Origin of the sequence: Klebsiella sp. 2-CIP_Kleb. (genome assembly GCF_050378715.1) — a bacterium.
Lineage (GTDB): Bacteria > Pseudomonadota > Gammaproteobacteria > Enterobacterales > Enterobacteriaceae > Klebsiella > Klebsiella quasipneumoniae.
This window is the reverse complement of the sequence record NZ_JBNRLG010000001.1, coordinates 210,531-235,767: the sequence shown is the minus strand read 5'-3', so window position 1 is coordinate 235,767 and position 25,237 is coordinate 210,531. Positions and strand designations below refer to the sequence as shown.

26 protein-coding genes are annotated in these 25,237 nt (G+C 60.1%); 16 read left to right on the top strand and 10 right to left on the bottom strand.

All coding sequences use genetic code 11. From position 1 onward, the window contains the following. Window positions 1-38 precede the first annotated feature (38 nt). Both dmsD and clcB read left to right on the top strand, forming a co-directional pair. On the top strand, window positions 39-647 hold the full coding sequence (dmsD, locus tag ACQUTP_RS01125; protein ID WP_049003714.1) for a Tat proofreading chaperone DmsD: 609 nt from the start codon (window positions 39-41) through the stop codon (window positions 645-647). Window positions 648-780: 133 nt separating this feature from the next. After that, on the top strand, window positions 781-2,076 hold the full coding sequence (clcB, locus tag ACQUTP_RS01120) for a voltage-gated ClC-type chloride channel ClcB (RefSeq protein ID WP_285756076.1): 1,296 nt from the start codon (window positions 781-783) through the stop codon (window positions 2,074-2,076). Here clcB and bioD read toward each other — a convergent pair. The 3 genes from bioD to ACQUTP_RS01105 all read right to left on the bottom strand — a co-directional run bounded on the left by bioD (window position 2,029) and on the right by ACQUTP_RS01105 (window position 5,099). Further along, window positions 2,029-2,724 (bottom strand): dethiobiotin synthase, encoded by a 696-nt coding sequence (gene bioD / locus ACQUTP_RS01115; protein WP_004206045.1) that lies wholly within the window; start codon window positions 2,722-2,724, stop codon window positions 2,029-2,031. The genes clcB and bioD overlap by 48 nt on opposite strands. A 127-nt stretch (window positions 2,725-2,851) precedes the next feature. Beyond that, window positions 2,852-4,072, bottom strand: coding sequence for a sugar metabolism global transcriptional regulator Mlc (gene mlc, locus ACQUTP_RS01110; RefSeq protein WP_004206046.1), 1,221 nt, complete (start codon window positions 4,070-4,072; stop codon window positions 2,852-2,854). Window positions 4,073-4,196: 124 nt separating this feature from the next. Continuing rightward, window positions 4,197-5,099: a LysR family transcriptional regulator gene (locus ACQUTP_RS01105; protein ID WP_004206047.1), complete on the bottom strand. Its 903-nt coding sequence runs from the start codon at window positions 5,097-5,099 to the stop codon at window positions 4,197-4,199. 130 nt (window positions 5,100-5,229) lie between these two features. Between ACQUTP_RS01105 and ACQUTP_RS01100 the strand changes: the two genes are divergently transcribed. Beyond that, a complete protein-coding gene (locus ACQUTP_RS01100) occupies window positions 5,230-6,480 on the top strand; it encodes an MFS transporter (protein WP_049092632.1) in 1,251 nt (416 codons plus the stop codon). Window positions 6,481-6,510: 30 nt separating this feature from the next. On the opposite strand, the gene ACQUTP_RS01095 is transcribed toward ACQUTP_RS01100, so the two are convergent. Next, window positions 6,511-6,603 (bottom strand): KPN_01571 family protein, encoded by a 93-nt coding sequence (locus ACQUTP_RS01095; RefSeq protein ID WP_004206050.1) that lies wholly within the window; start codon window positions 6,601-6,603, stop codon window positions 6,511-6,513. Between the two features lie 227 nt (window positions 6,604-6,830). On the opposite strand from ACQUTP_RS01095, the gene ACQUTP_RS01090 reads away from it, so the two are divergent. The 3 genes from ACQUTP_RS01090 (at window position 6,831) to ACQUTP_RS01080 (ending at window position 10,655) form a co-directional block, all read left to right on the top strand. Further along, entirely contained in the window at window positions 6,831-8,318 is a 1,488-nt protein-coding gene (locus ACQUTP_RS01090) for a carboxypeptidase M32 (protein ID WP_100051179.1), read from the top strand. Between the two features lie 164 nt (window positions 8,319-8,482). Then, a complete protein-coding gene (asr, locus tag ACQUTP_RS01085) occupies window positions 8,483-8,902 on the top strand; it encodes an acid resistance repetitive basic protein Asr (protein ID WP_053810423.1) in 420 nt (139 codons plus the stop codon). A gap of 940 nt (window positions 8,903-9,842) precedes the next feature. Continuing rightward, the gene (locus ACQUTP_RS01080; RefSeq protein WP_004206054.1) at window positions 9,843-10,655 is read left to right on the top strand and encodes a trypsin-like serine peptidase; all 813 of its coding nucleotides are present in this window, start codon (window positions 9,843-9,845) and stop codon (window positions 10,653-10,655) included. Here ACQUTP_RS01080 and ACQUTP_RS01075 read toward each other — a convergent pair whose 3' ends face one another. After that, window positions 10,656-12,758: a putative bifunctional diguanylate cyclase/phosphodiesterase gene (locus ACQUTP_RS01075; RefSeq protein ID WP_225855523.1), complete on the bottom strand. Its 2,103-nt coding sequence runs from the start codon at window positions 12,756-12,758 to the stop codon at window positions 10,656-10,658. Here ACQUTP_RS01075 and ACQUTP_RS01070 point away from each other — a divergent pair. After that, a complete protein-coding gene (locus ACQUTP_RS01070) occupies window positions 12,730-12,843 on the top strand; it encodes an ArsR family transcriptional regulator (RefSeq protein ID WP_224052065.1) in 114 nt (37 codons plus the stop codon). The two genes, ACQUTP_RS01075 and ACQUTP_RS01070, sit on opposite strands and share 29 nt — an antisense overlap. Window positions 12,844-12,917: 74 nt before the next feature. Here ACQUTP_RS01070 and kpnF read toward each other — a convergent pair whose 3' ends face one another. The 3 genes from kpnF to ACQUTP_RS01055 form a co-directional block, all read right to left on the bottom strand. Further along, window positions 12,918-13,247, bottom strand: a complete 330-nt coding sequence (gene kpnF, locus ACQUTP_RS01065) for a multidrug efflux SMR transporter subunit KpnF (RefSeq protein ID WP_004206057.1) — start codon at window positions 13,245-13,247, stop codon at window positions 12,918-12,920. Continuing rightward, window positions 13,234-13,596: a multidrug efflux SMR transporter subunit KpnE gene (gene kpnE / locus ACQUTP_RS01060; RefSeq protein ID WP_004206058.1), complete on the bottom strand. Its 363-nt coding sequence runs from the start codon at window positions 13,594-13,596 to the stop codon at window positions 13,234-13,236. Before kpnE ends, kpnF begins: the two co-directional genes overlap by 14 nt. 118 nt (window positions 13,597-13,714) lie before the next feature. Next, a complete protein-coding gene (locus tag ACQUTP_RS01055; RefSeq protein WP_004148297.1) occupies window positions 13,715-13,900 on the bottom strand; it encodes a hypothetical protein in 186 nt (61 codons plus the stop codon). A gap of 138 nt (window positions 13,901-14,038) precedes the next feature. On the opposite strand from ACQUTP_RS01055, the gene ACQUTP_RS01050 reads away from it, so the two are divergent. From ACQUTP_RS01050 to mdcH, 9 genes are all read left to right on the top strand, one after another. Beyond that, window positions 14,039-15,073, top strand: a complete 1,035-nt coding sequence (locus ACQUTP_RS01050; RefSeq protein WP_049092628.1) for an AI-2E family transporter — start codon at window positions 14,039-14,041, stop codon at window positions 15,071-15,073. A 221-nt stretch (window positions 15,074-15,294) separates the two neighbouring features. Next, entirely contained in the window at window positions 15,295-16,950 is a 1,656-nt protein-coding gene (gene mdcA, locus ACQUTP_RS01045; protein ID WP_004206060.1) for a malonate decarboxylase subunit alpha, read from the top strand. Then, a complete protein-coding gene (locus ACQUTP_RS01040) occupies window positions 16,950-17,792 on the top strand; it encodes a triphosphoribosyl-dephospho-CoA synthase (protein WP_023318165.1) in 843 nt (280 codons plus the stop codon). Before mdcA ends, ACQUTP_RS01040 begins: the two co-directional genes overlap by 1 nt. Before the next feature lie 17 nt (window positions 17,793-17,809). Further along, on the top strand, window positions 17,810-18,109 hold the full coding sequence (mdcC, locus tag ACQUTP_RS01035) for a malonate decarboxylase acyl carrier protein (RefSeq protein WP_017900317.1): 300 nt from the start codon (window positions 17,810-17,812) through the stop codon (window positions 18,107-18,109). After that, a complete protein-coding gene (locus tag ACQUTP_RS01030; protein ID WP_049003718.1) occupies window positions 18,102-18,935 on the top strand; it encodes a biotin-independent malonate decarboxylase subunit beta in 834 nt (277 codons plus the stop codon). The genes mdcC and ACQUTP_RS01030 overlap by 8 nt, the downstream gene beginning before the upstream one ends. Further along, window positions 18,935-19,735, top strand: coding sequence for a biotin-independent malonate decarboxylase subunit gamma (mdcE, locus tag ACQUTP_RS01025; protein ID WP_096833899.1), 801 nt, complete (start codon window positions 18,935-18,937; stop codon window positions 19,733-19,735). Before ACQUTP_RS01030 ends, mdcE begins: the two co-directional genes overlap by 1 nt. A gap of 140 nt (window positions 19,736-19,875) precedes the next feature. Then, window positions 19,876-20,835, top strand: a complete 960-nt coding sequence (locus ACQUTP_RS01020; protein WP_428902327.1) for an AEC family transporter — start codon at window positions 19,876-19,878, stop codon at window positions 20,833-20,835. Between the two features lie 3 nt (window positions 20,836-20,838). Further along, window positions 20,839-21,456: a malonate decarboxylase holo-ACP synthase gene (locus ACQUTP_RS01015; protein ID WP_017900313.1), complete on the top strand. Its 618-nt coding sequence runs from the start codon at window positions 20,839-20,841 to the stop codon at window positions 21,454-21,456. Next, window positions 21,456-22,358 (top strand): malonate decarboxylase subunit epsilon, encoded by a 903-nt coding sequence (mdcH, locus tag ACQUTP_RS01010; protein WP_096833898.1) that lies wholly within the window; start codon window positions 21,456-21,458, stop codon window positions 22,356-22,358. The genes ACQUTP_RS01015 and mdcH overlap by 1 nt, the downstream gene beginning before the upstream one ends. Here the strand turns inward: mdcH and ACQUTP_RS01005 are convergent. Both ACQUTP_RS01005 and mqo read right to left on the bottom strand, forming a co-directional pair. Continuing rightward, a complete protein-coding gene (locus ACQUTP_RS01005) occupies window positions 22,348-23,274 on the bottom strand; it encodes a LysR family transcriptional regulator (protein ID WP_004206070.1) in 927 nt (308 codons plus the stop codon). The two genes, mdcH and ACQUTP_RS01005, sit on opposite strands and share 11 nt — an antisense overlap. A gap of 156 nt (window positions 23,275-23,430) precedes the next feature. Further along, window positions 23,431-25,041 carry a malate dehydrogenase (quinone) gene (gene mqo, locus ACQUTP_RS01000; protein ID WP_228958665.1) on the bottom strand — a complete coding sequence of 537 codons (1,611 nt, stop codon included), beginning with the start codon at window positions 25,039-25,041 and terminating at the stop codon, window positions 23,431-23,433. Window positions 25,042-25,237: the final 196 nt, after the last annotated feature.

Sequence of the window (25,237 nt, the reverse complement as noted above, 5' to 3'; positions counted from 1 at the left end):
GACGGCGCGCCGGCGCGCGCCGCAGAAAGGAATAAGTGATGATGCCGTTCCCACACCGCGACGCCGTCGCGTTAAGCGCCCGTACCCTGGGCGCGTTGTTCTCTTATGCGCCGAATAACGCGCAAATCGCGCCGCTGGTCGCCGCCTTCCAGGACGGCAGCTGGCAGCAACAGTGGCCCTACCCGGTTGCCGCCCCGCTGGCATCGGGGTTTGCCGCGTCGGCTGAAGAGTCGTTGCCGGAAGCCTGGCAGCGCCTGTTTATCGGACCATGGGCCCTGCCGGCGCCGCCATGGGGATCCGTCTGGCTGGATAAAGAATCGGTGCTGTTCGGCGAATCCACGCTGGCCCTGCGCGAATGGATGCGCGCGAACGGCATCGCACTGGACGCCGATCGCAACGAGCCGGAAGACCATTTCGGCACCCTGCTGCTGCTGGCGGCGTGGCTGTGCGAAACGGAGCAGGAGGCGTTGTTTGGCCAGCTGCTGGCCTGGCATCTGCTGCCGTGGTCCGGACGCTTCCTGAGCGTCTTTGTCGAACGCGCTGCCCACCCCTTCTACCAGGCGCTGGGTCAGCTGGCGCAGGCGACCCTGGCGCAGTGGCAGGAGAATCTGCCGATCGCCGTGGCGGAAAAGCCGCTCTATCGCTAATCCCTTTACCGCGCCGGTAGTCGGCGCGGTTTCCTTATTTGCACGCCTGACCGTGACCCGCACTTATCGCTTTTGCATATAAGTTTATTCCCTATCACAATAAGGCCATGTTTTCCGACTCTCGCCATGACCGATGCACCGTCTTCATCCCTATCCTGACGTGCAGGTGATGTTTCGTCGCCTGCTGATCGCCACGCTGATTGGCCTGCTCGCCGCCCTGGCGGTGGCCCTGTTTCGCCATGCCATGGTGGTGCTGGAAACGCTGTTTCTCGGTAACGACAGCGGGAGCCTGGTCAATGCCGCGCAGTCGCTGCCGGCGTGGCGGCGGCTGATTACCCCGGCGCTGGGGGGACTGGCGGCAGGGACACTTCTCTGGCTCTGGCAGCGGCGCAGCATTGCCCGCCCCCACGCCGCCACCGATTATATGGAAGCCCTGGAAACCGGGGATGGTTGCTTCGATACGCCGGCAAGCCTGGTGAAGTCGCTGGCCTCGCTGCTGGTCGTGGTCACCGGCAGCGCGATTGGCCGGGAAGGCGCCATGATCCTGCTGGCCGCGCTGGCGGCCTCGCTGTTCGCCCGCCGCTTCACGCCGCAGGCAGAATGGAAGCTGTGGGTCGCCTGCGGCGCCGCCGCCGGGATGGCCAGCGCCTATCATGCCCCGCTGGCCGGCAGCCTGTTTATCGCTGAAATTCTCTTTGGCACGCTGATGCTGGCCTCGCTTGGGCCGGTTGTCATCTCGGCGGTGATCGCCCTGCTGCTCACCCAGTTTCTCAACGGCGGCGCCGCGCCGCTGTACCATGTCGTTCTGCAGAAGGACCTCAGCGCGCTGCACTATGGCCTGATGCTCGCCACCGGACTGCTGGCCGGGCTGTGCGGGCCGCTGTTTATCTGGCTGATGGACTACAGCCACCGCGGGTTCGTCAGGCTGAAGCTGGCGCCGCCGTGGCAGCTGGCGCTGGGCGGGCTGATAGTCGGCGGCTTATCGCTCATCACTCCGGCGGTGTGGGGCAACGGCTACAGCGTGGTGCAAAGCTATCTCCTGCTGCCGCCGCCCGGCGCGCTGCTGGTGGCGGTATTCCTGTGCAAACTGCTGGCGGTGCTGGCCAGCAGTGGCTCCGGCGCGCCGGGCGGGGTGTTTACCCCCACGCTGTTTGTCGGTCTGGCGATGGGCATGCTGTTTGCCCGCTTCAGCGGGCTGTGGCTACCGGGGGATCAGGAGATGGCTTTGATGATGGGACTGACCGGCATGGCGGCGTTTCTTGCCGCCACCACCCATGCGCCCATTATGTCGGCCCTGATGATTTGTGAGATGACCGGGCAGTATACGCTGCTGCCCGGCCTGTTGATCACCTGCGTGGTGGCGTCGGTGCTGTCGCGGACGTTACGCCGGGATTCGATCTATCGCCATCACGTTGCCGAGCATGTCTAAGTCGACGTAGCGGCTTAGCTCACGCTGCTCGGCGCGCGGCAGATACGGCAGCTCGCCAATGAGCGGCGCCGGCAGCTTTTTGCTGAGCACATCGATGATTTCGGCGTAGTGCGCCAGACCGGGGTTAATGCGGTTGGCCACCCAGCCGATCAGCGGTAGCCCGTCATTGGCGATCGCCTGGGCCGTCAGCAGCGCATGGTTGATGCACCCTTCCTGGATCCCCACCACCATCAGCACCGGGAGCTGCTCCTGTACCACCCATTCGGAGAGCGGTCGCAGGTCGTTCATCAGGCTGCGCCAGCCGCCGGTGCCTTCAACCACCACATGTTCAACCTGCCCGGTCAGCCGCTGCAAACCATCCGACAGCAGACCGTAGTTGATCGGGCAGCTGTGCGCCACGCTGCTTTCGTCTTCGCTTAAGGCGATGGGATTGACAGCCTCATAGGGTAACGCCAGCGTGGAGACGCTCTGCAGCACCAGCGCGTCTTTGTTACGCAAACCGTCCGGCGTCTCTTTGCTGCCCTTCGCCACAGGCTTGTACCCGGCCACGCTTTTGCCTCTGGCAGCAAGTGCCTGCAACAGCGCACGGGAAACCACTGTCTTCCCGACAGAGGTGTCTGTACCTGTAATAAAGAAACGCTTAAACATCACTAACCCCACAGTTTTGTCGATGAAATATACGGGAGAGAAATAATCAACAGTGGGCAAAGTCTACGTGAAGCCGCTGGGGGTCAGCTTGAGATAGCGCAATTTTTGGTGTGACTATGAAAAAATGTTAACCCTGTAACAGTCGTATGAGTAAGGATCCGTTATAGAGCGCATCCTTGACCAACGCCGCGCCAGCCATCGTTCCGCGGTTGGAGAACTGGGTGCTTTCAACCGCGATATGCTGGCTGTAGGCCGGGAGTGATTGTTGCCGAATGCAGCTGGAAATTGCCGGAAAAAGAATGTCTGCCGCCAGGTTAAACGGCGAGCCAATCAGGATTTTCTGCGGGTTAAACAGATTGACCATGATCGCCAGAATGCGGCCGACGTGATTACCGACGCCGCTGATAATGTCCCGGGCCAGCAGATCGCCCTGCAGCGCCGCCTGACATAGCCACTCCACGCTCAGCGGACGCTGATGCAGTAGCGAGCTCATCGACTGCGCCATCCGCATCTGCGCCAGCTCCAGCACGCTCTCCACGCTGGCGATCGTTTCCAAACAGCCATGGTTGCCGCAGTAGCAGCGTTTGCCGTAGGGGTCGACCTGGGTATGACCGATCTCCACGAGACTGCTGCTGCCGGCGTGCAGCAGACGTCCATCGGTGATAACCCCGGCGCCGACGTTGTGATCGATCACTACCTGAATGACGTCCCGGGCGCCACGCGAGGCGCCAAACAGCGATTCCGCCATGGTCCAGGCGCTGATGTCATGCTGAATATAGACCGGCACCCCGGTATGGTTGGCCAGCGTTTCGCCCAACGGGACGTCTTTGACTTCTTCATAAAACGGCATGCGATGAATAATGCCGTTTTCAGTATCAATGATACCCGGCATCGTGATGGCGATGGAGGTGAGACGTTCCAGTTTCTTCTGGTGGCGAATAAAGAAGCGATCGATATGGTCGATAATCCGCGTCAGAAACGGGGTGCTGTCGGCAAGCGCCAGCTCCAGCTGCTCCTCCACCACCAGCTGGCTGCTTAAATCACGCAGCGAAAGGTGGATCTCGCCGCGGCTGATGCGCACCGCCAGATAGTGCCATGCCTCGGTTTCCACCATCAGCCCCACCGCCGGCCGCCCGCGGCTGCCGGGCTCCTGAATTTCGGTCTCCTGCACCAGGTGCGCTTCCAGCATTTCGCGGACAATTTTGGTGATGCTGGCGGGCGCCAGTTGCGCAAATCGGGAGAGGTCGATACGCGATACCGGGCCGAGCTGATCAATCAGGCGATAGACGGCGCCCGCATTGGTCTGCTTGATTTGATCGATATGGCCTGGTTGACTATCCGCTACCACCATTGACTCCCTTTATTTTCGCGCTTCGAAATAAACTTTCGGCTATGGTGAAGCACTTCGATGGTGAACGTCAAATTTTTGCTTAGCCTTGTGATTTACCGCACATTTCCAGCCCATTTTTGCTTCAATTGCGCTCGCTTTTCCAGGCCAGCAGCGTGTCACGAAAGCGTTTTGCCAGCGCTCCCTGCTCATGGTGTTTCGACCACACCAGCCACATCTCTGACACCGCATCCTGTTCGTCGATCGGCAGCCAGCGCATTTCGCTGAGCTGCACGCGCTGAAAGGAGGCCGGCAGGATCGACACCCCCAGCCCGGCGGCCACCAGGCCAATAATGGTCATCGCCTCCCCCACCTCCTGGGCAATCACCGGCGTATGGCCGTAGCGGCGCAGCAGGCCAAGGATATCGTCATACAGGCCGGTACCGACATGCGGGTCGAAAAAGACGAACGGCTCCCGCGCCAGCGCCGCCAGGCTGACCGAGGGCAGGCGGGCCAGCGGATGGTCCGCCGGGACCATCGCCAGCAGCGGCTCACGCAGGACCCGCTGCCACGCCAGGGTGTCCGGCAGTTGAGTATTACGCAACAGGCCAAGGTCGAGGGCCCCCTCGCTCAGCGGGACAATCTGTTCGCGGGTATTGGTCTCGCGGGTGAGAATATGCACATCCGGGTAGCGCTGACGAAACAGCGACAGCGTATCGGATACCGCCTTGATGAAAGGGGCCGAGGAGGTAAAGCCGATACGCAGTTCGCCCGTTTCCCCATGGTGCAGGCGGGCGGCGCGGGCGGCGGCGTCCTCCACCTGGGCGAGAATTTGTCGGCTGTCGGCGAGAAACTGTTTGCCCGCCGCCGTCAGGCTGACGCTGCGGTTGGTGCGGGCGAACAGGCGGGCGCCGGTCTGCTGCTCGAGGATCTGAATTTGCTGGCTTAACGGCGGTTGAGAGATGTTCAGTCGCGCCGCGGCGCGGCCAAAATGCAGCTCCTCGGCGACGGCGACAAAGTAGCGCAGATGACGCAACTCGATATTCATATTTAAAACGTCTTATTTGAGATTATTAATATATTAGACAGAATATTTACATTTTCATACCCTAAAAATGTGAGCTGAATGGTCACAACACTCTGTTGGTAAGCAGCAACTTCTATCCAAGGAATTCTCTGTGAGTCGTACAACAACCGTTGACACCGTGCCGGCGGACGAGGTCAGCGTCGCTGGTGCATCCCGCCCGGATCAATTTATTAAGCGCGGCACCCCGCAGTTTATGCGCGTCACTCTCGCGCTGTTCTCCGCCGGTCTGGCCACCTTTGCCCTGCTCTATTGCGTGCAGCCGATCCTGCCGGTGCTGTCGAACGAGTTCGGCGTATCGCCGGCCAGCAGCAGTATCTCTCTCTCCATTTCCACGGCGATGCTGGCGGTGGGCCTGCTGTTTACCGGCCCACTATCGGACGCCATTGGCCGCAAGCCGGTGATGGTCACCGCCTTGCTGCTGGCCGCCTGCTGCTCGCTGTTGTCGACCATGATGACCAGCTGGCACGGCATCCTGATTATGCGCGCCCTGATCGGCCTGTCGTTGAGCGGCGTGGCGGCGGTCGGCATGACCTACCTGAGCGAGGAGATCCACCCCAGCTTCGTGGCCTTCTCCATGGGACTCTATATCAGCGGCAACTCCATCGGCGGCATGAGCGGCCGCTTGCTCACCGGGGTCTTTACCGATTTCTTCGGCTGGCGCGTGGCGCTGGCGGTGATCAGCGGGTTCGCTCTGGCAGCGGCGATTATGTTCTGGCGTATCCTGCCCGAGTCGCGCCATTTCCGCCCGACCTCGCTGCGGCCAAAAACGCTGCTGATTAATTTCCACCTGCACTGGCGCGATCGCGGCCTGCCGCTGCTGTTCGTCGAAGGTTTCCTGCTGATGGGGGCCTTTGTCACTCTGTTTAACTACATTGGCTACCGTCTGATGATGTCGCCGTGGTCGTTAAGCCAGGCGGTGGTGGGTCTGCTGTCGGTGGCGTATCTCACCGGAACCTGGAGCTCGCCGAAAGCGGGCGCCATGACCGTACGCTATGGCCGCGGTCCGGTGATGCTCGGCTTTACCGGAGTGATGCTTTGCGGACTGCTGATGACGCTCTTTTCTTCCCTGTGGCTGATTTTCATCGGCATGCTGCTGTTCTCCGCCGGCTTCTTCGCCGCGCATTCCGTCGCCAGCAGCTGGATTGGCCCACGCGCGCGCCGCGCCCGCGGTCAGGCGTCATCGCTATATCTGTTCAGCTATTATCTTGGCTCAAGCCTGGCGGGGACGTTAGGCGGGGTGTTCTGGCACCGCTACGGCTGGAACGGCGTCGGCGGATTTATCGCGCTGCTGCTCCTTGCCGCGCTGTTGACCGGCACTTGCCTGTATCGCCGACTAAAATAATCGCCCGTGACGTGGCCTGCGGGCCACGTTTCACCACATGCCCATGATAGATGACAAGCCCATCAGCTCTCTGACGGCATCAACGGACAGTAAGGCAATAAACAGCCAGGTGAACGGATTCATAAACCACCCCCGAACCTCCAGACCTGTGTAATCGATCACAGTTTAGTCACGATACGTTGCCGATTTCTGCAATACCGCTCACAGAGCCACGCTTTTTTTCCTGCTATCTCCCGGCTGATGCTATACCACGCCTCCTGCGCGCAACGCTCGACCCGCCAGGCGTATCAGGATAGTGTAGAGGCATACCGATAATCTGTTCATTCACCTGTCACGGACCGAACGCTACTATGACTGAAAATACGCCTTATCAGCAGCTTACCCGCACCTTTCAGCGCCTGTCGCGCTTTTCGCATCTCTCCGCCATCGCCGGCTGGGATATGTTCGCCATGATGCCTCCGGGCGGTAGCGCCGCCCGCAGCGAAGCGCTGGCGGAACTCGGCGTGCTACAGCATCAGATCCTGACCGATAAAAAAGTGGGCCAATGGCTGCAGGCGGCCCGCCAGCAGGATCTCAACGACCTCGAACAGGCCAACCTGCGGGAAATGCAGCGTCAGTACGATCAGGCGGCGCTGCTGCCGGAAAGCCTGGTGGAGGCCAAATCACTGGCCGGTAGCCGTTGCGAACATGCCTGGCGCAGCCAGCGGCCGGCTAACGACTGGGCTGGCTTTGCCGAAAATCTGCGTGAGGTGGTCAGACTGAGCCGCGAGGAAGCGCAGATCCGCGCCGACGCCCGGGGCGGCTCACGCTATGACGCGCTGCTTGATATTTTCGAGCCGGATATGACCAGCGCCCGGCTGGACAGCCTGTTTGCCGACCTCAAGTCCTGGCTACCTTCCCTGCTGCGGCAAGCGGTCGACAAGCAGGCGACGCGAACCTTGATCGCCCCGCAGGGGCCGTTCCCGATCCCTGAGCAGCGCGAGCTGGGTCTGCAGGCGATGCGCATCCTCGGCTTTGACTTTGACGGCGGGCGTCTGGACATCAGCGCCCACCCGTTCTGCGGCGGCGTCCCTCAGGATGTGCGCATCACCACCCGCTACAACGAAAACGACCTGCTAAGCGCCCTGTTCGGCGTGATCCACGAGACCGGCCACGCCCGCTATGAGCAGAACCTGCCCCGCCCTTGGATCGACCAGCCGGTAGGACTGGCCCGCTCTACCGCCATTCACGAGTCGCAAAGCCTGTTCTTTGAAATGCAGCTGGGACGCAGCGAGCGCTTCCTCCACCGCCTGTTGCCGGCGGTGCGCGAACGCTTTGGCGATCGGCCGGCCTTTAGCGAGGAGAATTTTGTCGCCTGGAACCAGCGGGTGAAACCAGGCTTTATTCGCGTTGATGCCGATGAGGTCAGCTACCCGGCGCATGTGATCCTGCGTTATGAAATTGAACGCGCGCTGATCGACGGCGAGATCGAGGTGGAAGATATTCCGTCGCTGTGGGATGAGAAAATGCAGCACTGGCTGGGACTGTCGACCACCGGCAACTACCGGGACGGCTGTATGCAGGATATTCACTGGACCGACGGCGGCTTCGGCTACTTCCCTTCCTATACGCTGGGGGCGATGTACGCCGCGCAGCTGATGGCCGCCGCCCGCCGCGCGCTGCCGACGTTAGACCGCGATATCGCGGAAGGGGATTTCAGCGCCCTGTTTGACTGGCTGCGGCAGAATATCTGGCAGCATGGCAGCCGCTTCACCACCTCGCAGCTGATCCAGCAGGCCACCGGAGAGGATCTTAACAGCCGCTACTTCCGCGACCACCTTACCGCCCGCTATCTGTAATCGTCCGCGCCGGGCTGCCCGGCGCGTCCTTCGCTCCCCGCCTTGTACATTCGGTTACACGCCGATACCAAACACTCACGGAAAGCCCGAAAAGACAAGCATATAGTAATTTCACCGGCCCCGCAGTGGGGTTGAAATTAAGAAAACTTTTCGAGGATATCAGAATGAAAAAAGTATTAGCTCTGGTCGTTGCCGCTGCTATGGGTCTCTCTTCCGCCGCTTTCGCTGCTGACGCAGTAAGCACCACTCAGGCACCTGCTGCTACCCACAGCGCTGCTGCCAAGACCACCCATCATAAAAAACACCATAAAGCCGCAGCAAAACCAGCTGCAGAGCAGAAAGCTCAGGCTGCCAAAAAACACAAGAAAGCAGAAGCGAAACCAGCCGCTGCCCAGAAAGCCCAGGCCGCTAAAAAACACAAAAAAGCAGAAGCTAAACCAGCCGCTCCGCAGAAAGCCCAGGCCGCTAAAAAGCACCACAAAGCTGCCGCTAAACCGGTAGCCCAGAAAGCCCAGGCAGCGAAAAAACACCACAAAACCACCAAACACCAGGCCGCTAAACCTGCTGCACAGCCGGCAGCATAATTCCTCCCGGTGAACCAACCTTCTTAAATAATCGGCGCTGTTTCAGCGCCGTTTTTTCTGGAGAGCACTATGCTGCGGCGCTATCGTTTTGAGCTCATCCTGATCCTGTTAATCATTTGCGCAGTGGTTGCGACCCGCTTTTTCCTCTATTAATTGTTTCGCCCCCTCTCCCGTTTTGCCGCCTGGCGCAGACTTCCCGGAAGGTGAATGTCGCGTAAATATTATTGCCTACCTCTTACCACTCTCTGTACCCTGCCGCTGCCAGCGGCGCAAATAATGCCCGGCGCCCGAAGACGCCAGACACGTTAGCAAGAAACCATCGCGCGCCTGGCTCCCACGCGGCGGCCAGACTCATCACAAAGCACGTACCGCTTCCATCACCAGATAGCCGGTTGCGCCCCAGATGGCCACGGAGACCAGGGAAACATACACCAGTGCGCGAATACCTTTTTTAGACATATACCCTCCGAACGCCGGGGAAATAGAATTCAGGCTATCATCGCCGGTATTACCTCTCTATTTACTCAACGGCGGGGTGACGGTAACAATGTTTTCGGTGAGAAAATGTTTCGCATTGAAAATTATTAAGTGAGGCGTAAAGAAGTGCGAATTCTGGTGAAGTTCTGGCGGGTAAACGTATTATTTTTGCGCATTCCGCTGACAAACCAGGAATAACCTTAAAGAAGTGTTGCTGCATTATTCGCCAATTTCAGTACGTTCTGATACACGAATGTTCTTGCGCCAGACCGCGCTTTCTGCGGAAATAGCAGCAGAAGGTTACTGGTATTAACCGATTGAAATCAGACGGTTTTACCCGCGCCAGGGCCCACCGCGCGCAGATGAGACATGCCGTTTGGCCTGATAAGAATTATTGTTTACTTTCATAAACTTAAATCTCCTGCTACTGTCAATAGACATCATAGCCTCCCCAGAGAGTGATATGCGTAGAAACGTTCTGTTATTACTGTGTTCATTTTATCTGTTACCTCTGGGCGCACATGCCGATGATAACGGACTGAGCGCCAAAGATATTAAGACGTTGTTTTTCGGTCACGATGACCGTAAAGCGGTGAGCCGTCCGGAGGAGAGCCCGTGGGACGCGATTGGCCAGCTGGAGACCGCCAGCGGCAATCTGTGCACGGCGACGCTCATCTCCCCCAACCTGGCGCTGACCGCGGGCCACTGCCTGTTAACGCCCCCGCGCGGCAAGCCGGACAAAGCGGTCGCTCTGCGCTTTATTTCCCGCAAGGGGAACTGGGTGTATGAGATCCACGGCATTGACGGACGAGTGGATCCCGGCTTAGGCAAGCGCCTGAAAGCCGACGGCGACGGCTGGATCGTTCCCTCCGCCGCGGCGCCCTCGGATTTTGGCCTGATCGTGCTGCGCTATGCTCCCTCAGGCATCACGCCGATCCCGCTCTTCCCCGGCAGTAAGGCCGATTTAACCGCGGCGCTGAAGGCGGCGGACCGGAAAGTGACCCAGTCAGGTTATCCTGAAGATCATCTGGATAATCTTTATAGCCACCAGGACTGCATCGTCACCGGCTGGGCGCAAAACAGCGTTCTGTCGCACCAGTGTGACACCCTGCCCGGCGACAGCGGCTCGCCGCTGCTGCTGAAAACCGCAGACGGCTGGCAAGTGATCGCCGTGCAAAGTTCGGCTCCCGGCCCGCAGGATCGCTGGCGAGCGGACAACCGCGCCATCGCGGTGACCGGCTTTCGCGATAAGCTGGAGGCGCTGGCCGGAGAGTAATTACCCCTGCTGCTGGCGCCGCTGCAACAGGTCGGCGATCGGCATCGGTTTACTGAAGTAAAAGCCCTGTAGCCGGTCGCAACCGGCCCGCCGCAGCAGCGCCAGCTGTTGCGGATCTTCAACCCCCTCAGCCACGACCGTCATCCCCAGCGCGCGGGCGATGCGCACCGTGCCGCGCACCATCTCCGCCGCCTGCGCATCACAGTCCACCCGCCCGGCGAGGGATTTGTCAATCTTCAGGCTGTCAAAACGAAAGCGGCGTAAATAGCCGATGCTCGAATAACCGGTGCCAAAATCGTCCAGCGCCACGGCGATGCCCTGGGCCTTCAGATTCTCCACCACCGCCTGCGAACGTTCCGGATTTTCCAGCACATAACTCTCCGTCACCTCCACTTGCAGGCGTGACGGCGGAAAGCGGCAGGCAGCGACCGTCTCCATCACCCGGCTTTCAAAGGCCGGATCGCGAAATTGCGCCGGGGAGATGTTCACCGACAGCAGCAGATCGCTCACCGGCTGCAGGTCGCTGCAGGCACGTTGCAGAACGAACTGGCCGAGGGTGTCAATCAGGCCGCTGCTCTCGGCAATGGCGATAAATGCATCCGGCGCCAGCGCACCCTGCGGGCGACGCGGCCAGCGCAGCAGCGCTTCAACGCCGGTCATCGTCAGGGTATCGGCATCGACTACCGGCTGATACCAGACCTCAAATTCATCCTGCTCCAGCCCCTGACGGATGCCATTCTCGATCATCAGCTGATGACGTCGCACGGCATCCAGCGCATCGTCATACCAGGCCGTCTGCCCCTTGCCGCTCTTCTTGGCGTGGTACATGGCGATATCCGCCCGGCGAAACAGTTCGGTACTGGAGCATTCCGCCGGGGTTCCGCTGGCGATGCCGATGCTGGCGCCGATATAAATTTTGCGTTTGCTCAGTGCCACCGGCGCTTTCAGCAGCTCCAGCGCCGCCCAGGCGAACGCCGCCGCCCGGTCGATCGCTTGTTCGCCGCTCACCGCCATGGCGAATTCATCCCCGCCCATTCTTGCCAGCATGGCCTCCGCCGGCACCCGTTTTTGCAGCGCGCTGGCGATATGGCGGATCAGGGCGTCGCCCACATCGTGGCCATAGTTATCATTCACATCTTTAAATCCGTCCAGATCGATAAACACCACGCACTGCATGTCGTGCTTACTCGTGTCACACACCTGGCTTAACCGCAGCAGCAGCGCTCGTCGGTTGGGCAGCCGGCTGAGCCAGTCAATCAGGGCGATCTCCCGCGCCTGACGTTCGCCGCGGGCCAGCTTATACATGCCGAGGCTGCTGAACAGAATAAACAGCAGGATCAGGCTGGCGGCCACCCCGGCGATCAGCCGCATACTGCCTGATGAGGCCAGGGCCGCTTCGGCGCCGGGCAGACGCGGCTGCCACGCCAGATAGCCCAGCACCTCGCCTCCCTGCGTGCGCAATGGAATACGGTGTTCGCCGGGGCCGTCGCTGAGATGGAGATGACTTATCTGGAAGGTGTCGCCTAAACGCTGCAGCAGCTGAGGACTGATGTGCCGGGTAATGACCAGATAGCGCCGGGTATCGTCAGCCACCTGCAGCCGGCCGGTCGTTGGCCGGATCAGACCGATGCCGACGAAAGCGATCCCTGCCTCGGTGCGCGTGATGCCGGCGAAGGCGTTTTTCCCCTCGCGCAGAGCTTTTGCATGATAACGGATCAGGCTGGTCAGCCCGGCGCCGAGAAATGAAAGGTCTGTCCGGGGCATCACCTGACTCTGAAAGGCGCCCCACAGAATGTGATAATGTTCATCAAGGACAAAGGTGCCGTCGTACAGGTTATTGATTTTGAAGCCCGATCCCCAGGTGTCGTACAGCCATTTTTGATCCAGTCTGGGGGCGTAAGTCTGGGTCACCGCATCGTCCCAGATGGCATTGTCCAGCACCAGGGACAGCACCCGGTTGACCGATGTCTGCACCGCCCCTTCCACCGACAGGACCGAACGCTGCTGGTCAATTTCATTGGATTTGCTGGCAATGAGGTGTTGCGACAGGTAAAGCAGGGAGATCACCGACGCGGTGAGGCCGAGCCCGGCGAGAAAAATCATTATTGACAACGTCCTGGCGGAAGGAATTTTCCGCCAGCCGAAAGCTGTGAACATGCGCAGTCCTCATCGTCACCGGGCACAATAACTGCGGGGCCGGTCTTGAGGTAAGCATACTACAGCGGACCCGTTTTGCCGCCTGGCTTTGCAGGCGGCGCGACGTCAGGCGAGTTTAATTAACACCATGCCGGCAACCAACAGGATGACTCCCGCCCAGCCTTTGTTATTCAGGCGCTGGCCAAACAGCACCCAGCCAGCGGCAATGGTCGCCGCGATACCGAAGCCGCCCCACAGCGCATAGGCAACCGACAGATCGATGCCTTTTACCGCCTGCGAGAGGGCGCTGAATGCGCCCAGCACCGCCGCCAGCGACAGAATGCCATAGACCTTGCGGCGGAAACCGTCGGAAAACTTCAAAAAGACGTTGGCAATAATCTCCAGAACAATGGCGATAGCCAACCAGGCGGCGTGGATCCACTCAAACTGCTGCATGAGCCACCTCCTGCTTCGACGACGCTTTTTTCTGGGTGCCGGACTTAATCAGGACGATCCCCACCACCAGTGTGGTCAGACCGGCTATTTTCAGCAGCGACAAGCTTTCATCAAATAACAGAACGCTGAACAGGGTGATCAGCAAAATGCCAATCCCTTCCCATAACGCGTAAGCCACGCCGAGGGCAATTTTTTTAACTGCAAAGGCGAGAAAAATATATGACAGAGCTATCATGGCCAGCATTAAAATATAGCCGGTATGCCCACCGCTGATGCTTGCCCATTTCATCGACAACGTGCCGGTAATTTCAGCAACAATAGCTAAAGCTAATAAAATCCAATAAAACATGATCCCTTCTCCTGCTTGAGAATATAATCCATTACCGTTTACGAGACGCGTAAACCGGAAAATTTCTGACGTAGATTTCGCTGTGCGCTTGGCGCCAGCTCAGGCAGAAAGAAGGTGACTATAGCGCCGAATGCCAGTGCTGTTCGCCGGCAAAACGGGAAAAAGTGAGGGATACTGCGGGGTGATTTAAAATATACATCCTGAACTGATTGTCCATAAAATTACAATTATCCGCGGTGTTGCTTCTCGTCCGGTGCGGATGGAAATTGTCCTCAGTAGTTAAACACAGGTAGATTTGTAGCATAGTGCTACATTTAATTCAAAGACTTTGCAATTCTTTACGCCGCGGTTTTGCAGCAATGCGTTTTTTCTGAAAAAAAACGTCATTATGCTAATGTAACGCAACCTGTTAACAGGCAAGGAAGATTGAGGACGGGATCCTATGGCTAAACCTATTATTACACTTAACGGACTAAAGATGGTCATCATGCTGGGCATGCTGGTGATCATCCTGACCGGCATTCGCTTTGCGGCAGACATTATTGTCCCGTTTATTCTCGCGATTTTTCTGGCGGTGATCCTTAATCCGCTGGTGCAGCTGCTGGTCCGCTGCCGGGTGCCGCGCGTGCTGGCGATCTCACTGCTGATAGGCCTTATCGTGATGTTAGCCGTTGTGCTGCTGGCCTCGCTGGGGACCTCGCTTAACGAGCTGGCGCGCACCCTGCCGCAGTACCGCAACTATCTCTACGAACCGATGCAAACCATCGCCCCCTGGCTGCAGCGCCTGGGTTTTACCGTCTCGGTGGTGGAGCTTAACAAATACATCGACCCCAACGCCGTGATGACCCTGGTCACCAGTCTGCTCACTCAGCTGTCGAACGCCATGTCCTCGATTTTTCTGCTGCTGCTGACGGTGGTGTTTATGCTGCTGGAGGTGCCGCAGCTCCCCGCTAAACTCCAGCAGCTGATGTCCCGCCCGGTAGAAGGCATGGGGGCTATCCAGCGCGCTATCGACAGCGTATCGCATTATCTGGTGCTGAAGACCGCGATTAGCCTGGTCACCGGGCTGGTGGTCTGGGGGATGCTGGTTCTGCTGGACGTGCGCTTCGCCTTTATGTGGGGGCTACTGGCCTTCGCGCTGAACTATATTCCCAATATCGGTTCCGTACTGGCGGCCATCCCGCCGATCCTGCAGGTGCTGGTGTTCGGCGGCCTGTACGAGGCGCTGGTGGTGCTGGCCGGCTATCTGATCGTTAACCTGGTGTTCGGCAATATTCTCGAACCGCGGATCATGGGGCGCGGCCTGGGGCTCTCCACCCTGGTGGTGTTCCTGTCATTGATCTTCTGGGGCTGGCTGCTGGGTCCGGTCGGTATGCTCCTGTCGGTGCCGTTGACGATTATCGTCAAAATTGCCCTTGAGCAGACCAGCGGCGGGCAGAGCATCGCCTTCTTATTAAGTGATGTGAGCAAACAGTAACCCTTCCCCGGGCCGGTGGCTGACCGGCCCTCCTCTCCTTGTCACCTGCAGTAGACCACTACGCCTTTTGTATTATTGATCCTCATCACAAAGGGCCACTCACCATTGTTACTCTCAGGCTAACGATTGGCCGCCGTGCTTAATTGATGCTCCGCGCCCCGCGTCGCACACTACTCTCCACCAGGACAAACAAAACGATTTGTCGAATCAGGAGGTTAATAATGAATGCCGAACAAACGACGGGGCGGGTCTGGAACCGTCGCCGGACGGAAAAGCAACGGCGGCTGGCCGAGGCCAACATCCCGGGCAAAGTCATCCCCACTGACCAGCTGGTCAGCGTACTGGAAAACCTGCTCGCCCCCGGCGACCGGGTGGTGCTGGAAGGCAACAACCAGAAGCAGGCCGATTTTCTCTCCCGCATGCTGGCGGAAGTCAATCCGCAGAAAATCCACGATCTGCATATGATCATGCCCAGCGTCGGGCGCAGCGAGCACCTTGACCTGTTTGAAAAAGGCATCGCCCGTAAGCTCGATTTCTCCTTCTCCGGTACCCAAAGCCTGCGCATTTCGCAGCTGCTGGAAGATGGGCTGCTGGAAATCGGCGCCATTCATACCTATATCGAACTCTACTCCCGCCTGTACGTCGATCTGTCGCCTAACGTCGCGCTGATCGCCGGCTACAAAGCCGACCGCAAAGGTAACCTCTATACCGGGCCGAGTACCGAAGATACCCCGGCGCTGGTGGAGGCCGCCGCCTTCCACGACGGCATTGTTATCGCTCAGGTCAACGAACTGGTGGACGACGAGTGCGATCTGCCCCGCGTCGATATTCCCGGCTCGTGGATTGATTACGTGGTGGTCGCCGACAAGCCGTTCTTTATTGAACCACTGTTCACCCGCGACCCGCGCCTGATTAAGCAAGAACACATTCTGATGGCGATGATGGCGATCAAGGGCATCTACGCAGAGCATCAGGTGCAGTCCCTCAATCACGGGATCGGCTTCAATACCGCCGCCATCGAACTGCTGCTACCGACCTACGGCGAACAGCTCGGCCTGAAAGGCAAAATCTGTAAACACTGGACCCTGAACCCGCATCCGACCCTGATCCCGGCGATCGAGAGCGGCTGGGTGGAGAGCGTGCACTGCTTCGGCGGCGAGCTGGGGATGGAAGAGTACATCCGCGCCCGCCCGGATATCTTCTTTACCGGCCCGGACGGCTCCATGCGTTCCAACCGCGCCTTCTGCCAGCTGGCGGGTCAGTACGCGGTGGATATGTTTATCGGTTCGACCCTGCAGGTGGATGGACTGGCTAACTCCTCGACCGTCACACGCGGCCGCCTTTCCGGCTTCGGCGGCGCGCCGAACATGGGCCACGATCCGCACGGCCGCCGCCACGCTACCCCTGCCTGGCTCAATATGATCACCGAGCCGGACCCAATGCAGCGCGGTAAAAAACTGGTGGTGCAGATGGTCGAAACCTTCCAGGCCGGCGTGAAACCGACCTTCGTTGAGACCCTCGACGCGGTCGACGTCGCTAAAACCTCCGGCATGCCGCTGGCGCCGGTGATGATTTACGGCGATGACGTCACCCACGTGCTGACCGAAGAGGGTATCGCCTATCTGTATCGTGCGGAAAGCCTGGAAGAGCGCCGGGCGATGGTCGCCGCAGTGGCCGGGATCACCGACATTGGCCTCGGGGTGGACGCAAAACGCGTGGCTGCCCTGCGTCAGAGCGGCAAAGTGGTCTACCCGGAAGATCTGGGTATTCGCCGCAGCGAGGCAACCCGTTCACTGCTGGCCGCCGGCAGCGTCGCCGACCTGGTGGAATGGTCCGACGGATTGTACAACCCACCGGCAAAATTCCGGAGCTGGTAATGAAAATTCTCTCTCCCCTGCACGCCGAAAGTCGCGTCAGCTGGCTGGCGGACACCGCCAGCGCCTGCCTGATTGACGAAGCCCGTCTGAGCCCGAAACCGGGTCTGGTCGACAGCCGCGGCAGCGGCGCGCATCAGGACCTCACGCTGGCGCTGATGGAACGCTCCGCCCGCAGCCTGCAGCCGACCTTCCATGCGCTGGCCCAGCAAAGCTGGCGCCGCCCGGCGGATATCGCGCTGCGCGAAACCGTCGGCCGCCTCGGTCGCGAAGGCGAAGCGCAGATGATGCAGGCCACCGGCGGGGTCAATACCCACCGCGGCGCCATCTGGGCGCTGGGGCTGCTGGTAAGCGCGGTGGCGATGTTGGGTGGAGAGGGTCAATCACAGACGATCGCCGACACCGCCGCCGCCCTCGCCCGCCTGCCCGACAGCCTGGCGCCGAAAAGCTTCAGTAAAGGGCTGCGCGCCAGCCGCCGCTGGCAGGTGCCTGGCGCGCGCGAAGAGGCGCAGCGCGGTTTCCCGCATATCACCGCCCTGGCGCTGCCGCAGTTACAGCAAAGCCGCGCCCGGGGCGCCAGCGAGCCGCAGGCGCGACTTGACGCGCTGATGGCCATCATGACCTCGCTGAGCGATACCTGCGTGCTGTCGCGCGCCGGCATGAGCGGCCTGCAGACCATGCAGCAGGGCGCCCGCGAGGTGCTGGCGGCCGGCGGTTGCGCCAGCGTCGCCGGACGCGCCGCCCTGGCGCGGCTTGACGCGCAGATGCTGGCGCACAACGCCTCGCCGGGCGGCGCCGCCGATCTCCTTGCCGCCACCCTGTTTCTCGACCGGGTTGCCGGCTAACGCATTCAGAGGATGTTATGGAACAGATTACATTGTCATTTCCTGCCAGCCGCGCCCTCAGCGGCAGAGCGTTGGCAGGGGTTGTAGGTTCAGGCGATATGGAGGTGCTCTATACCGCCGCCGGGAGCGATACGCTCCGCGTGCAAATTACCACCTCGGTGGATAACAGCCAGGCGCGCTGGCAGGCGCTGTTCGACCGGCTGAACCTGATCAACGGCCTGCCCGCCGGACAGTTGGTTATTCACGACTTCGGCGCCACGCCGGGCGTCGCCCGTATTCGTATTGAACAAGTCTTTGAGGAGGCCGCTCATGCGTAACGATCGCAGCTTTATCGAACTGCGCGCTCGCGAACGCGCCCACGCCCTGCTGGACGACGGCAGTTACCGCGAACTGCTGGATCCGTTTGACGGCATTATGTCGCCGTGGCTCGGCGCGCAGGGCATCGTCCCGCAGTCCGACGACGGTATGGTGGTCGCCAAAGGCACGATCAACGGCCAGCCGGCGGTGGTGATTGCCATCGAAGGCACCTTCCAGGGCGGCAGTATGGGCGAAGTCTCCGGCGCCAAAATGGCCGCCGCGCTGGAGCTGGCGGCGGAAGATAACCGCAACGGTATCCCGACCCAGGCGGTGCTGTGCCTCGAAACCGGCGGCGTACGTCTGCAGGAGGCCAACCTCGGTCTGGCCGCCATCGCCGATATTCATGCCGCGATTGTCGACCTGCGCCGCTACACCCCGGTGGTCGGCATCATCGCTGGCACCGTCGGCTGCTTCGGCGGTATGTCCATCGCCGCGGCGCTGTGCAGCTATCTTATCGTCACCCGTGAAGCCCGTCTTGGTCTCAACGGCCCACAGGTTATCGAGCAGGAAGCCGGCATTGAAGAGTACGACTCCCGCAACCGGCCGTTTATCTGGAGCATGACCGGCGGCGAAATTCGCGCCGCCAGCGGGCTGGTCGACGCGCTGGTTAACGATGGCGTTAACGCCGTTAAAACCGCGATGAACGAGGCGATCGCCAAAGGCGTACCGGCGCAGCACCGCAGCGACAATTATGACGATTACCTGCGCCGTTTAAGCCAGTTCGACACCCGCCAGCAGGCGGATACCGCGCAGATTAAACAGCTTTTTGCCCGGGAGGAGAAATAATGAGCCAGTTCCCAAACCGCGCCGCGCTGTGGCTGAACAAACTGGCGCCCGACGCGCCGCTGATGAGTGGTCTGTGCCCTTCGGTGCAGGTCGCAGATGGCCAGATTGATGGCGAAAGCGTCCGCTTTATCGCCGTGGTACCTGACGCTAACAACCACTACCCGCGCGCCGCCGGCGGCGAAGTCGGCCTGCTGGAAGGCTGGACGCTGGCGAAAGTGGTCAACGAAACCATCGCCGCTGACGCCGACCAGCCTGGTAAACGGCCGATCGTCGCCGTGATCGATGTGCCGAGCCAGGCCTATGGCCGTCGCGAGGAAGCTTTTGGTATTCACCAGGCGCTGGCCGGAGCGGCAGGCGCCTACGCCAAAGCCCGTCTGGCCGGCCACCCGGTGATTGGCCTGATTGTCGGCAAAGCGATGTCCGGGGCGTTTCTGGCCCACGGCTATCAGGCCAACCGCCTGATAGCCTTTAACGACAGCGGCGTACTGGTTCACGCGATGGGGAAAGCATCGGCCGCGCGCATTACCCTGCGCAGCGTAGAGGCGCTGGAGAAACTGGCGGCAACCATCCCGCCGATGGCCTATGACGTCAACAACTACGCCACGCTCGGCCTGCTCTCTGCTCTGCTTGATATCAACCATCCGGATGCGCCAGACGAAGGCGATCTGTCACTGGTCAGCCGTACCCTGCGCGACGCCATCGCTGACGCGCGCCAGGATCCCTCGCTGAAGTGCCGCCTGGGTGCGGAAAACCGCCGCAGTTCGCAGCAGGTCCGCGACCTTATGCGCGCCAGCTGGTAAGACGTTCGTTCGTACGTAAGTAGTAGAAGAAAACCTGCCGGAAGCCGTCCCCCGGAGCGCGTAATAACCGCGCCGGGCAGGGACGGCTTTTAGAAAAAATAACAATCGCGCCAGTACTCTATTTTATTTACAGGTGATTTATGACTTATGTGATTATTCATGCTCTTGCCCCGATTTTCGTCATTATGCTGCTGGGCTTCTGGGCCGGTAAGGCCGGTATGGTAGATAACAAAAACGTCTCGCTGCTTAATATTTTTGTAATGGATTTTGCCTTACCCGCCACGCTGTTTAGCGCGACGGTACAAACGCCGTGGGCCAGTATCGTCGCCCAGTCGCCGCTGGTGCTGGTGCTGACCGGCGCGATGTGGATCACCTACGCCGGGATCTACTTCCTCGCCACCAGCGTGTTCAAACGCACCCCGCAGGATGCCGCGGTGCTGACCCTCACCGTCGCGCTGCCGAACTACGCCGCGCTGGGCCTGCCGATCCTTGGCAGCGTGCTGGGTGAAGGCGCGTCAACCTCGCTGTCGGTGGCGGTCTCTATCGCCTGCGGTTCGGTCCTGATGACCCCCTTCTGCCTGCTCATTCTGGAACGTGAAAAAGCCCGCGCCGCGGGGGAAAACACCGGTTCTACGCTGGCGATGCTGCCGGTGCTGATGTGGCGTTCAGTGAAAAAACCGATCGTCTGGGGCCCGCTGCTTGGGGTGGTGCTTTCCGCGATCGGCATTAACATGCCGGACCTGCTGCTGGCCTCCATCAAACCGCTGGGCCTGGCCGCTACCGCAGCAGCGCTGTTCCTCACCGGGGTAATCCTCTCGGCGCGTAAGCTGCAGCTCAATGCGCTGATCGCCACCTCCACCCTCGTAAAACTGCTGGTACAGCCGTTTATCGCCTGGGGTCTGGTGATGCTGCTGGGTCTGCATGGCTCCATCGCGATTACCGCGATCTTGATGATTGCCCTGGCCGCCGGCTTCTTCGGCGTGGTCTTCGGCAACCGCTTCGGCGTGCAGTCCCCGGATGCTGAAGCCGTGCTGTTGTTAAGCTCGGTTCTGTGTATCCTGTCGTTACCGTTGTTTATCTCTTTGACTTCAGGACTGTAAACCATGTCATCAACGCCGCGTCCCCACGATTTAGTTTGGTTAAACCACGCCAGCGCCCTGGAAGATATTGCCGAGCCGTGGGTGGTTCAGCAGTGGCGAGCCGCGCTGCCGGTGGTGGTGAGGCGCGACGTTGACGGCCAGGCCCGCATCCCTGTTGGGGTGCGGGGCATGAAGCGCGAGCAGCGTGCCGCCGGCTGGGTACAGGCGCAGAATATCGTGCGCAGCGTCACCCCGGAGATGCTGGTGGAGCGCGAGCGCCTGCTGGGCTCCCCTTTTGTTTCGCAGCCGCCGGTGCAGGCGGCTATCGCCCTGACGCTGGACGACTGGCCCTGGCGCTGGGGCGTCACCGGCAGCACTGGCTACGCGCTGGCGACCGAAATCCCGGTACTCCATGCAGCAAGCGATCTGGATCTGCTGATCCGCGCGCCGCAGCCGCTGGCCCGCGAGGCGCTGCTGGAATGGCAGTCCCGGGTGGCCAAGCTCCCGTGCCGCGCCGATACCCAGGTCGAAACGCCGTACGGCGCCTTCGCCCTCAATGAGTGGCTACGCGATGGGCGGGCGCTGCTGAAAACGTCACACGGTGCGCGCTTAACTACTGCGCCGTGGCGCAGGGAGGAATGATGAAGATTTTGTTTACTTTTCCCGGACAGGGCGCCCAGCGTCCCAACATGCTGGCGGCTATCCCCGACCGCGAAGCGATCCTCAGCCAGGCGCGCGCCGTGCTGGGGGATGAAGTCGAGACTCTCGATAGCGCTGATGCGCTAAAACACACCCGTGCGGTCCAGCTCTGTCTGCTGATCGTCGGGGTAGCCTGGGCGCGCGAGCTACAGCGCCAGGGCGTTAATCCGCAGATGGTCAGCGGCCTCTCCATCGGCGCCTTTCCCGCAGCGGTCATTGCCGGCGCGCTCGATTTCGCCAGCGCGCTGCGGCTGGTAGCCCTGCGCGGCGATCTCATGGAACAGGCCTATCCTGAAGATTACGGGCTGACGGCGATTATGGGCCTGACCCGCCCGCGGGTTGAGGCGCTGATGCAGGGCCACGAGGTCTATCTCGCCAACCTCAACGCCGAAACGCAGATTGTAATCGCCGGACGCGATGAAGCCATGGCCGAAGTGGCACAGCTGGCGCTGCAGGCGGGCGCCAGCAAGGCGCAGCGGCTGGCGGTCAGCGTGCCATCGCACTGTGCGCTGCTGGATAAACCCGCCGCCGCGCTGGCAAAAGCCTTTGCCAACCTGACCTTAACGCGCCCGCAGTGCGCCTATTTAAGCGGCTCGACAGCGCGCGTGCTGTGGGATCCGCAGCGGATCGCCGACGATCTGGCGATGAACATGGCGCGCACCGTCCACTGGCAGGAGGCGATGATCGCCGCCGATGAACGCGACGCGAGACTGGCAATCGAGATGCCGCCCGGCGGCGTGCTCACCTGCCTGACCCGCCAGGCGGGCTGGCGCGGGGAGACCCTTTCGCTGGAACGCAGCGGCGTGGACGTTGCCCGCCATCTGGCGCAGCGGCTTAACGAATAAGGCTCCGGGCGTACATCCTTCCTTCCGCCGCCAGCGCCAGCAGGTCGGCATCGCGCTCGCGATGGTGTGAATAGACAATCGAGATCAGCTGGCGCATCTGGTACGGTTCCGCCAGCTTTAACAGCTGTACATCTTTTTCATAGACTTTCTTCATTCGCCCCGGCAGCAGCGCAAACCCGACGCCCGCCTGCACCAGGCTAATCATCGAAAAGATGTCATTCACCCGGGTGACGATCTCCGGCTCGAAACCAGCGATATGGAATGCTTCCCGAAATCCGGCATAGGTGGCGAACCCCTCCGCCAGCGACACAAACTTGCGATCGGCGTAATCGCGCAGGTCGGCGAGTTGTGAGGCATCCAGCTGCTCCGTCGCCGGGGCGGCGAGAAAAATATCGTCCTCAAACAGCGGCACCACGTCGAAAGCGGTATTATTGAATTCCCCTTCATTGGTGGCGATCAGGATAGCGTCGAGAGCGTCGTCTTCCAGCATATCCAGCAGCATCTGGTTAGAGCCCATGGTCAGATCCAGCTCCAGCTCAGGGCGCCGCAGCTTCATGCCCATGATAATGCGCGGGACGGTTTCCAGGGTCAGGGAATAAAGAGTGCCGATGCGCAGCCGCCCCTGGCCGACGCCGGCGACTTTGCGCGTCGCCTCAAGCCCCCGGCTCATCAGACTCATCACATCCTGACAATATTCCAGCAGCGTCCATGCCGCCTGCAGCGGCAGTAAATTGCGCCCTTTGTGAACAAACAGCGGGCAGCCCACCCCCTCTTCCAGCGTATGCAGCGCGCGGTGGACGCTGACGCTGCTGAGCTTCATCGCTTCGGCGGTTCTGGCGATATTGCCTTTCGCCATAAACATCATAAAGACCGACAACTTGCGGAAGGTGATCTCCTGGTTGATATCGTCTTGCATAGCCCTTCCACACTCCTGATTTGCTTTTCTTTTTCAATTCAAATCAGTATATCGTTTATGACGGCAAAGTTGCAGGCAGAGCGCGGCGCAGGCGGGGAATGGACGCAAAAAAGGGAAGACCGTGGTCTTCCCTTTTGTTCACTTTCAAGTTTGCTTTTACAGCGCCATATCATGCTGCGGCGAGGCGTCGCGCTGAGGCTCAACCGGCTTCGCGGTCGCGGTGGGCGCAGCCGCTGGCATCTGGATCACCGGCGGTTTCGTCAGCTGCAGGGTCGCGGCGGTATCATCCCAAACCTGCTGGGTCAGCGCCACGTTGCCGTTCAGCTTCTGGCCGTAGCTCGGCACGATCTGGTGGATACGGGTCTGCCACTCCGGCGAGTTAAACTGCGTCGGGAACATCTGCTTGAGCACATTGAGGGTGATCGGCGCAGCGGTGGAAGCCCCCGGCGACGCGCCAAGCAGCGCGGAAATGGTTTTCTGCTGATCGACCACCACTTCGGTGCCCAGTTTCAACACGCCGCCCTTCTCTGCGTCTTTCTTAATGATCTGCACGCGCTGGCCGGCCTGGATCAGCTTCCAGTCCTCTTTACGCGCGTCAGGGTAGTACTCTTTCAGCGCGGCGAAGCGGTCATCATCGCTGAGCATCACCTGGCTGACGAGATATTTCACCAGATCGAAGTTGTCGAGACCGACGTGGGTCATCGGCAGCACGTTGTCAGTGGTAGTGGTGCTCAACAGGTCGAAGAAGGAACCGTTTTTCAGGAACTTGGTCGAGAAGGTGGCGAAAGGCCCAAACAGCACCACGCGCTTGCCATCGAGGTAGCGGGCGTCAAGGTGCGGTACCGACATCGGTGGTGCGCCGACCGAAGCCTGGCCATACACTTTCTCGAGGTGCTGCGCGGTGACCGCCGGGTTCTCGGTCATCAGGAACGAACCACCCACCGGGAAGCCAGCATAGTTGTCCGCTTCCGGAATACCGGTTTTTTGCAGCAGCTTCAGCGCACCGCCGCCGGCGCCAATAAAGACGTATTTCGCATCGATGGTCTGCGCCTCGCCGCTCTGCACGTTCTTAATGGTCACGTGCCAGGAGTTATCGGCATTGCGTTTGAAATCGGTGACCTCAGAGGAGGTTTGCAGGGTGAAATGGCTGTTTTTCTTCAGGCTGCCGATCAGCTGCCGGGTGATTTCGCCATAGTTAACGTCGGTACCCACCGGCGTCCAGGTGGCAGCCACTTTCTGCTGCGGATCGCGGCCTTCCATCACCAGCGGCGCCCACTGTTTAATTTGCGCGTGGTCGGTGGAGAATTTCATCCCCTGGAATAAGGTGGTCTGCTGCAGCGCGGTATAACGCTTCTGCAGATAGTCGACATTATCGCCCCAGACGAAACTCATATGCGGCGTGGAATTAATAAAGGAGTGCGGGTCGTGCAAAATACCGCGCTTCACCTGTGCCGACCAGAACTGACGGGAAATCATGAACTGTTCGTTAATATCCAGCGCTTTGCTGACGTCAATCGATCCGTCCGCCCGCTCCGGCGTATAGTTCAGCTCCATATTCGCCGAGTGACCGGTACCGGCATTATTCCAGCCGTTGGAGGATTCCAGGGCCACGCCGTCCAGTTTCTCCACCATCGTCAGGTTCCAGTCCGGCTGCAGCGCCTGCAGCCAGGTGCCAAGCGAGGCGCTCATGATCCCGCCGCCAATCAGCAGGAAGTCGGTTTTTTTAGAGGTATCCGCTTCAGCATGCGTCGCCGCGCTGACGAACATCGCTAATGCGGTAAAGGAAATAATCGTTTTTTTCATTGCAGGCATAATAGAATTATCACGTAGCACACGGTAATAAGAGGCAGCATATTAACGCACTTTTACTTTATTTTAAAATATCATTTACACTCTCGCATTTTTAATCAAATAATTATTTAACTTAAAAAATCAGAGCAGCACTAAAAAATAAGCGTCGGCG

Bases quoted from the DNA above. Each gene is read 5' to 3' on its own strand.
- asr (WP_053810423.1), top strand. From the start codon at position 8,483: ATGAAAAAAGTATTAGCTCTGGTCGTTGCCGCTGCTATGGGTCTCTCT.
- ACQUTP_RS01020 (WP_428902327.1), top strand. From the start codon at position 19,876: ATGACTTATGTGATTATTCATGCTCTTGCCCCGATTTTCGTCATTATG.
- mdcE (WP_096833899.1), top strand. From the start codon at position 18,935: ATGAGCCAGTTCCCAAACCGCGCCGCGCTGTGGCTGAACAAACTGGCG.
- dmsD (WP_049003714.1), top strand. From the start codon at position 39: ATGATGCCGTTCCCACACCGCGACGCCGTCGCGTTAAGCGCCCGTACC.
- ACQUTP_RS01050 (WP_049092628.1), top strand. From the start codon at position 14,039: ATGGCTAAACCTATTATTACACTTAACGGACTAAAGATGGTCATCATG.
- ACQUTP_RS01095 (WP_004206050.1), bottom strand. From the start codon at position 6,603: ATGAATCCGTTCACCTGGCTGTTTATTGCCTTACTGTCCGTTGATGCC.
- mdcC (WP_017900317.1), top strand. From the start codon at position 17,810: ATGGAACAGATTACATTGTCATTTCCTGCCAGCCGCGCCCTCAGCGGC.
- ACQUTP_RS01105 (WP_004206047.1), bottom strand. From the start codon at position 5,099: ATGAATATCGAGTTGCGTCATCTGCGCTACTTTGTCGCCGTCGCCGAG.
- clcB (WP_285756076.1), top strand. From the start codon at position 781: ATGCACCGTCTTCATCCCTATCCTGACGTGCAGGTGATGTTTCGTCGC.
- mdcH (WP_096833898.1), top strand. From the start codon at position 21,456: ATGAAGATTTTGTTTACTTTTCCCGGACAGGGCGCCCAGCGTCCCAAC.
- mdcA (WP_004206060.1), top strand. From the start codon at position 15,295: ATGAATGCCGAACAAACGACGGGGCGGGTCTGGAACCGTCGCCGGACG.
- ACQUTP_RS01040 (WP_023318165.1), top strand. From the start codon at position 16,950: ATGAAAATTCTCTCTCCCCTGCACGCCGAAAGTCGCGTCAGCTGGCTG.
- ACQUTP_RS01055 (WP_004148297.1), bottom strand. From the start codon at position 13,900: ATGCTACAAATCTACCTGTGTTTAACTACTGAGGACAATTTCCATCCG.
- ACQUTP_RS01030 (WP_049003718.1), top strand. From the start codon at position 18,102: ATGCGTAACGATCGCAGCTTTATCGAACTGCGCGCTCGCGAACGCGCC.
- kpnE (WP_004206058.1), bottom strand. From the start codon at position 13,596: ATGTTTTATTGGATTTTATTAGCTTTAGCTATTGTTGCTGAAATTACC.
- ACQUTP_RS01090 (WP_100051179.1), top strand. From the start codon at position 6,831: ATGACTGAAAATACGCCTTATCAGCAGCTTACCCGCACCTTTCAGCGC.
- mqo (WP_228958665.1), bottom strand. From the start codon at position 25,041: ATGTTCGTCAGCGCGGCGACGCATGCTGAAGCGGATACCTCTAAAAAA.
- ACQUTP_RS01005 (WP_004206070.1), bottom strand. From the start codon at position 23,274: ATGCAAGACGATATCAACCAGGAGATCACCTTCCGCAAGTTGTCGGTC.
- kpnF (WP_004206057.1), bottom strand. From the start codon at position 13,247: ATGCAGCAGTTTGAGTGGATCCACGCCGCCTGGTTGGCTATCGCCATT.
- ACQUTP_RS01080 (WP_004206054.1), top strand. From the start codon at position 9,843: ATGCGTAGAAACGTTCTGTTATTACTGTGTTCATTTTATCTGTTACCT.
- ACQUTP_RS01075 (WP_225855523.1), bottom strand. From the start codon at position 12,758: ATGATTTTTCTCGCCGGGCTCGGCCTCACCGCGTCGGTGATCTCCCTG.
- ACQUTP_RS01015 (WP_017900313.1), top strand. From the start codon at position 20,839: ATGTCATCAACGCCGCGTCCCCACGATTTAGTTTGGTTAAACCACGCC.
- bioD (WP_004206045.1), bottom strand. From the start codon at position 2,724: ATGTTTAAGCGTTTCTTTATTACAGGTACAGACACCTCTGTCGGGAAG.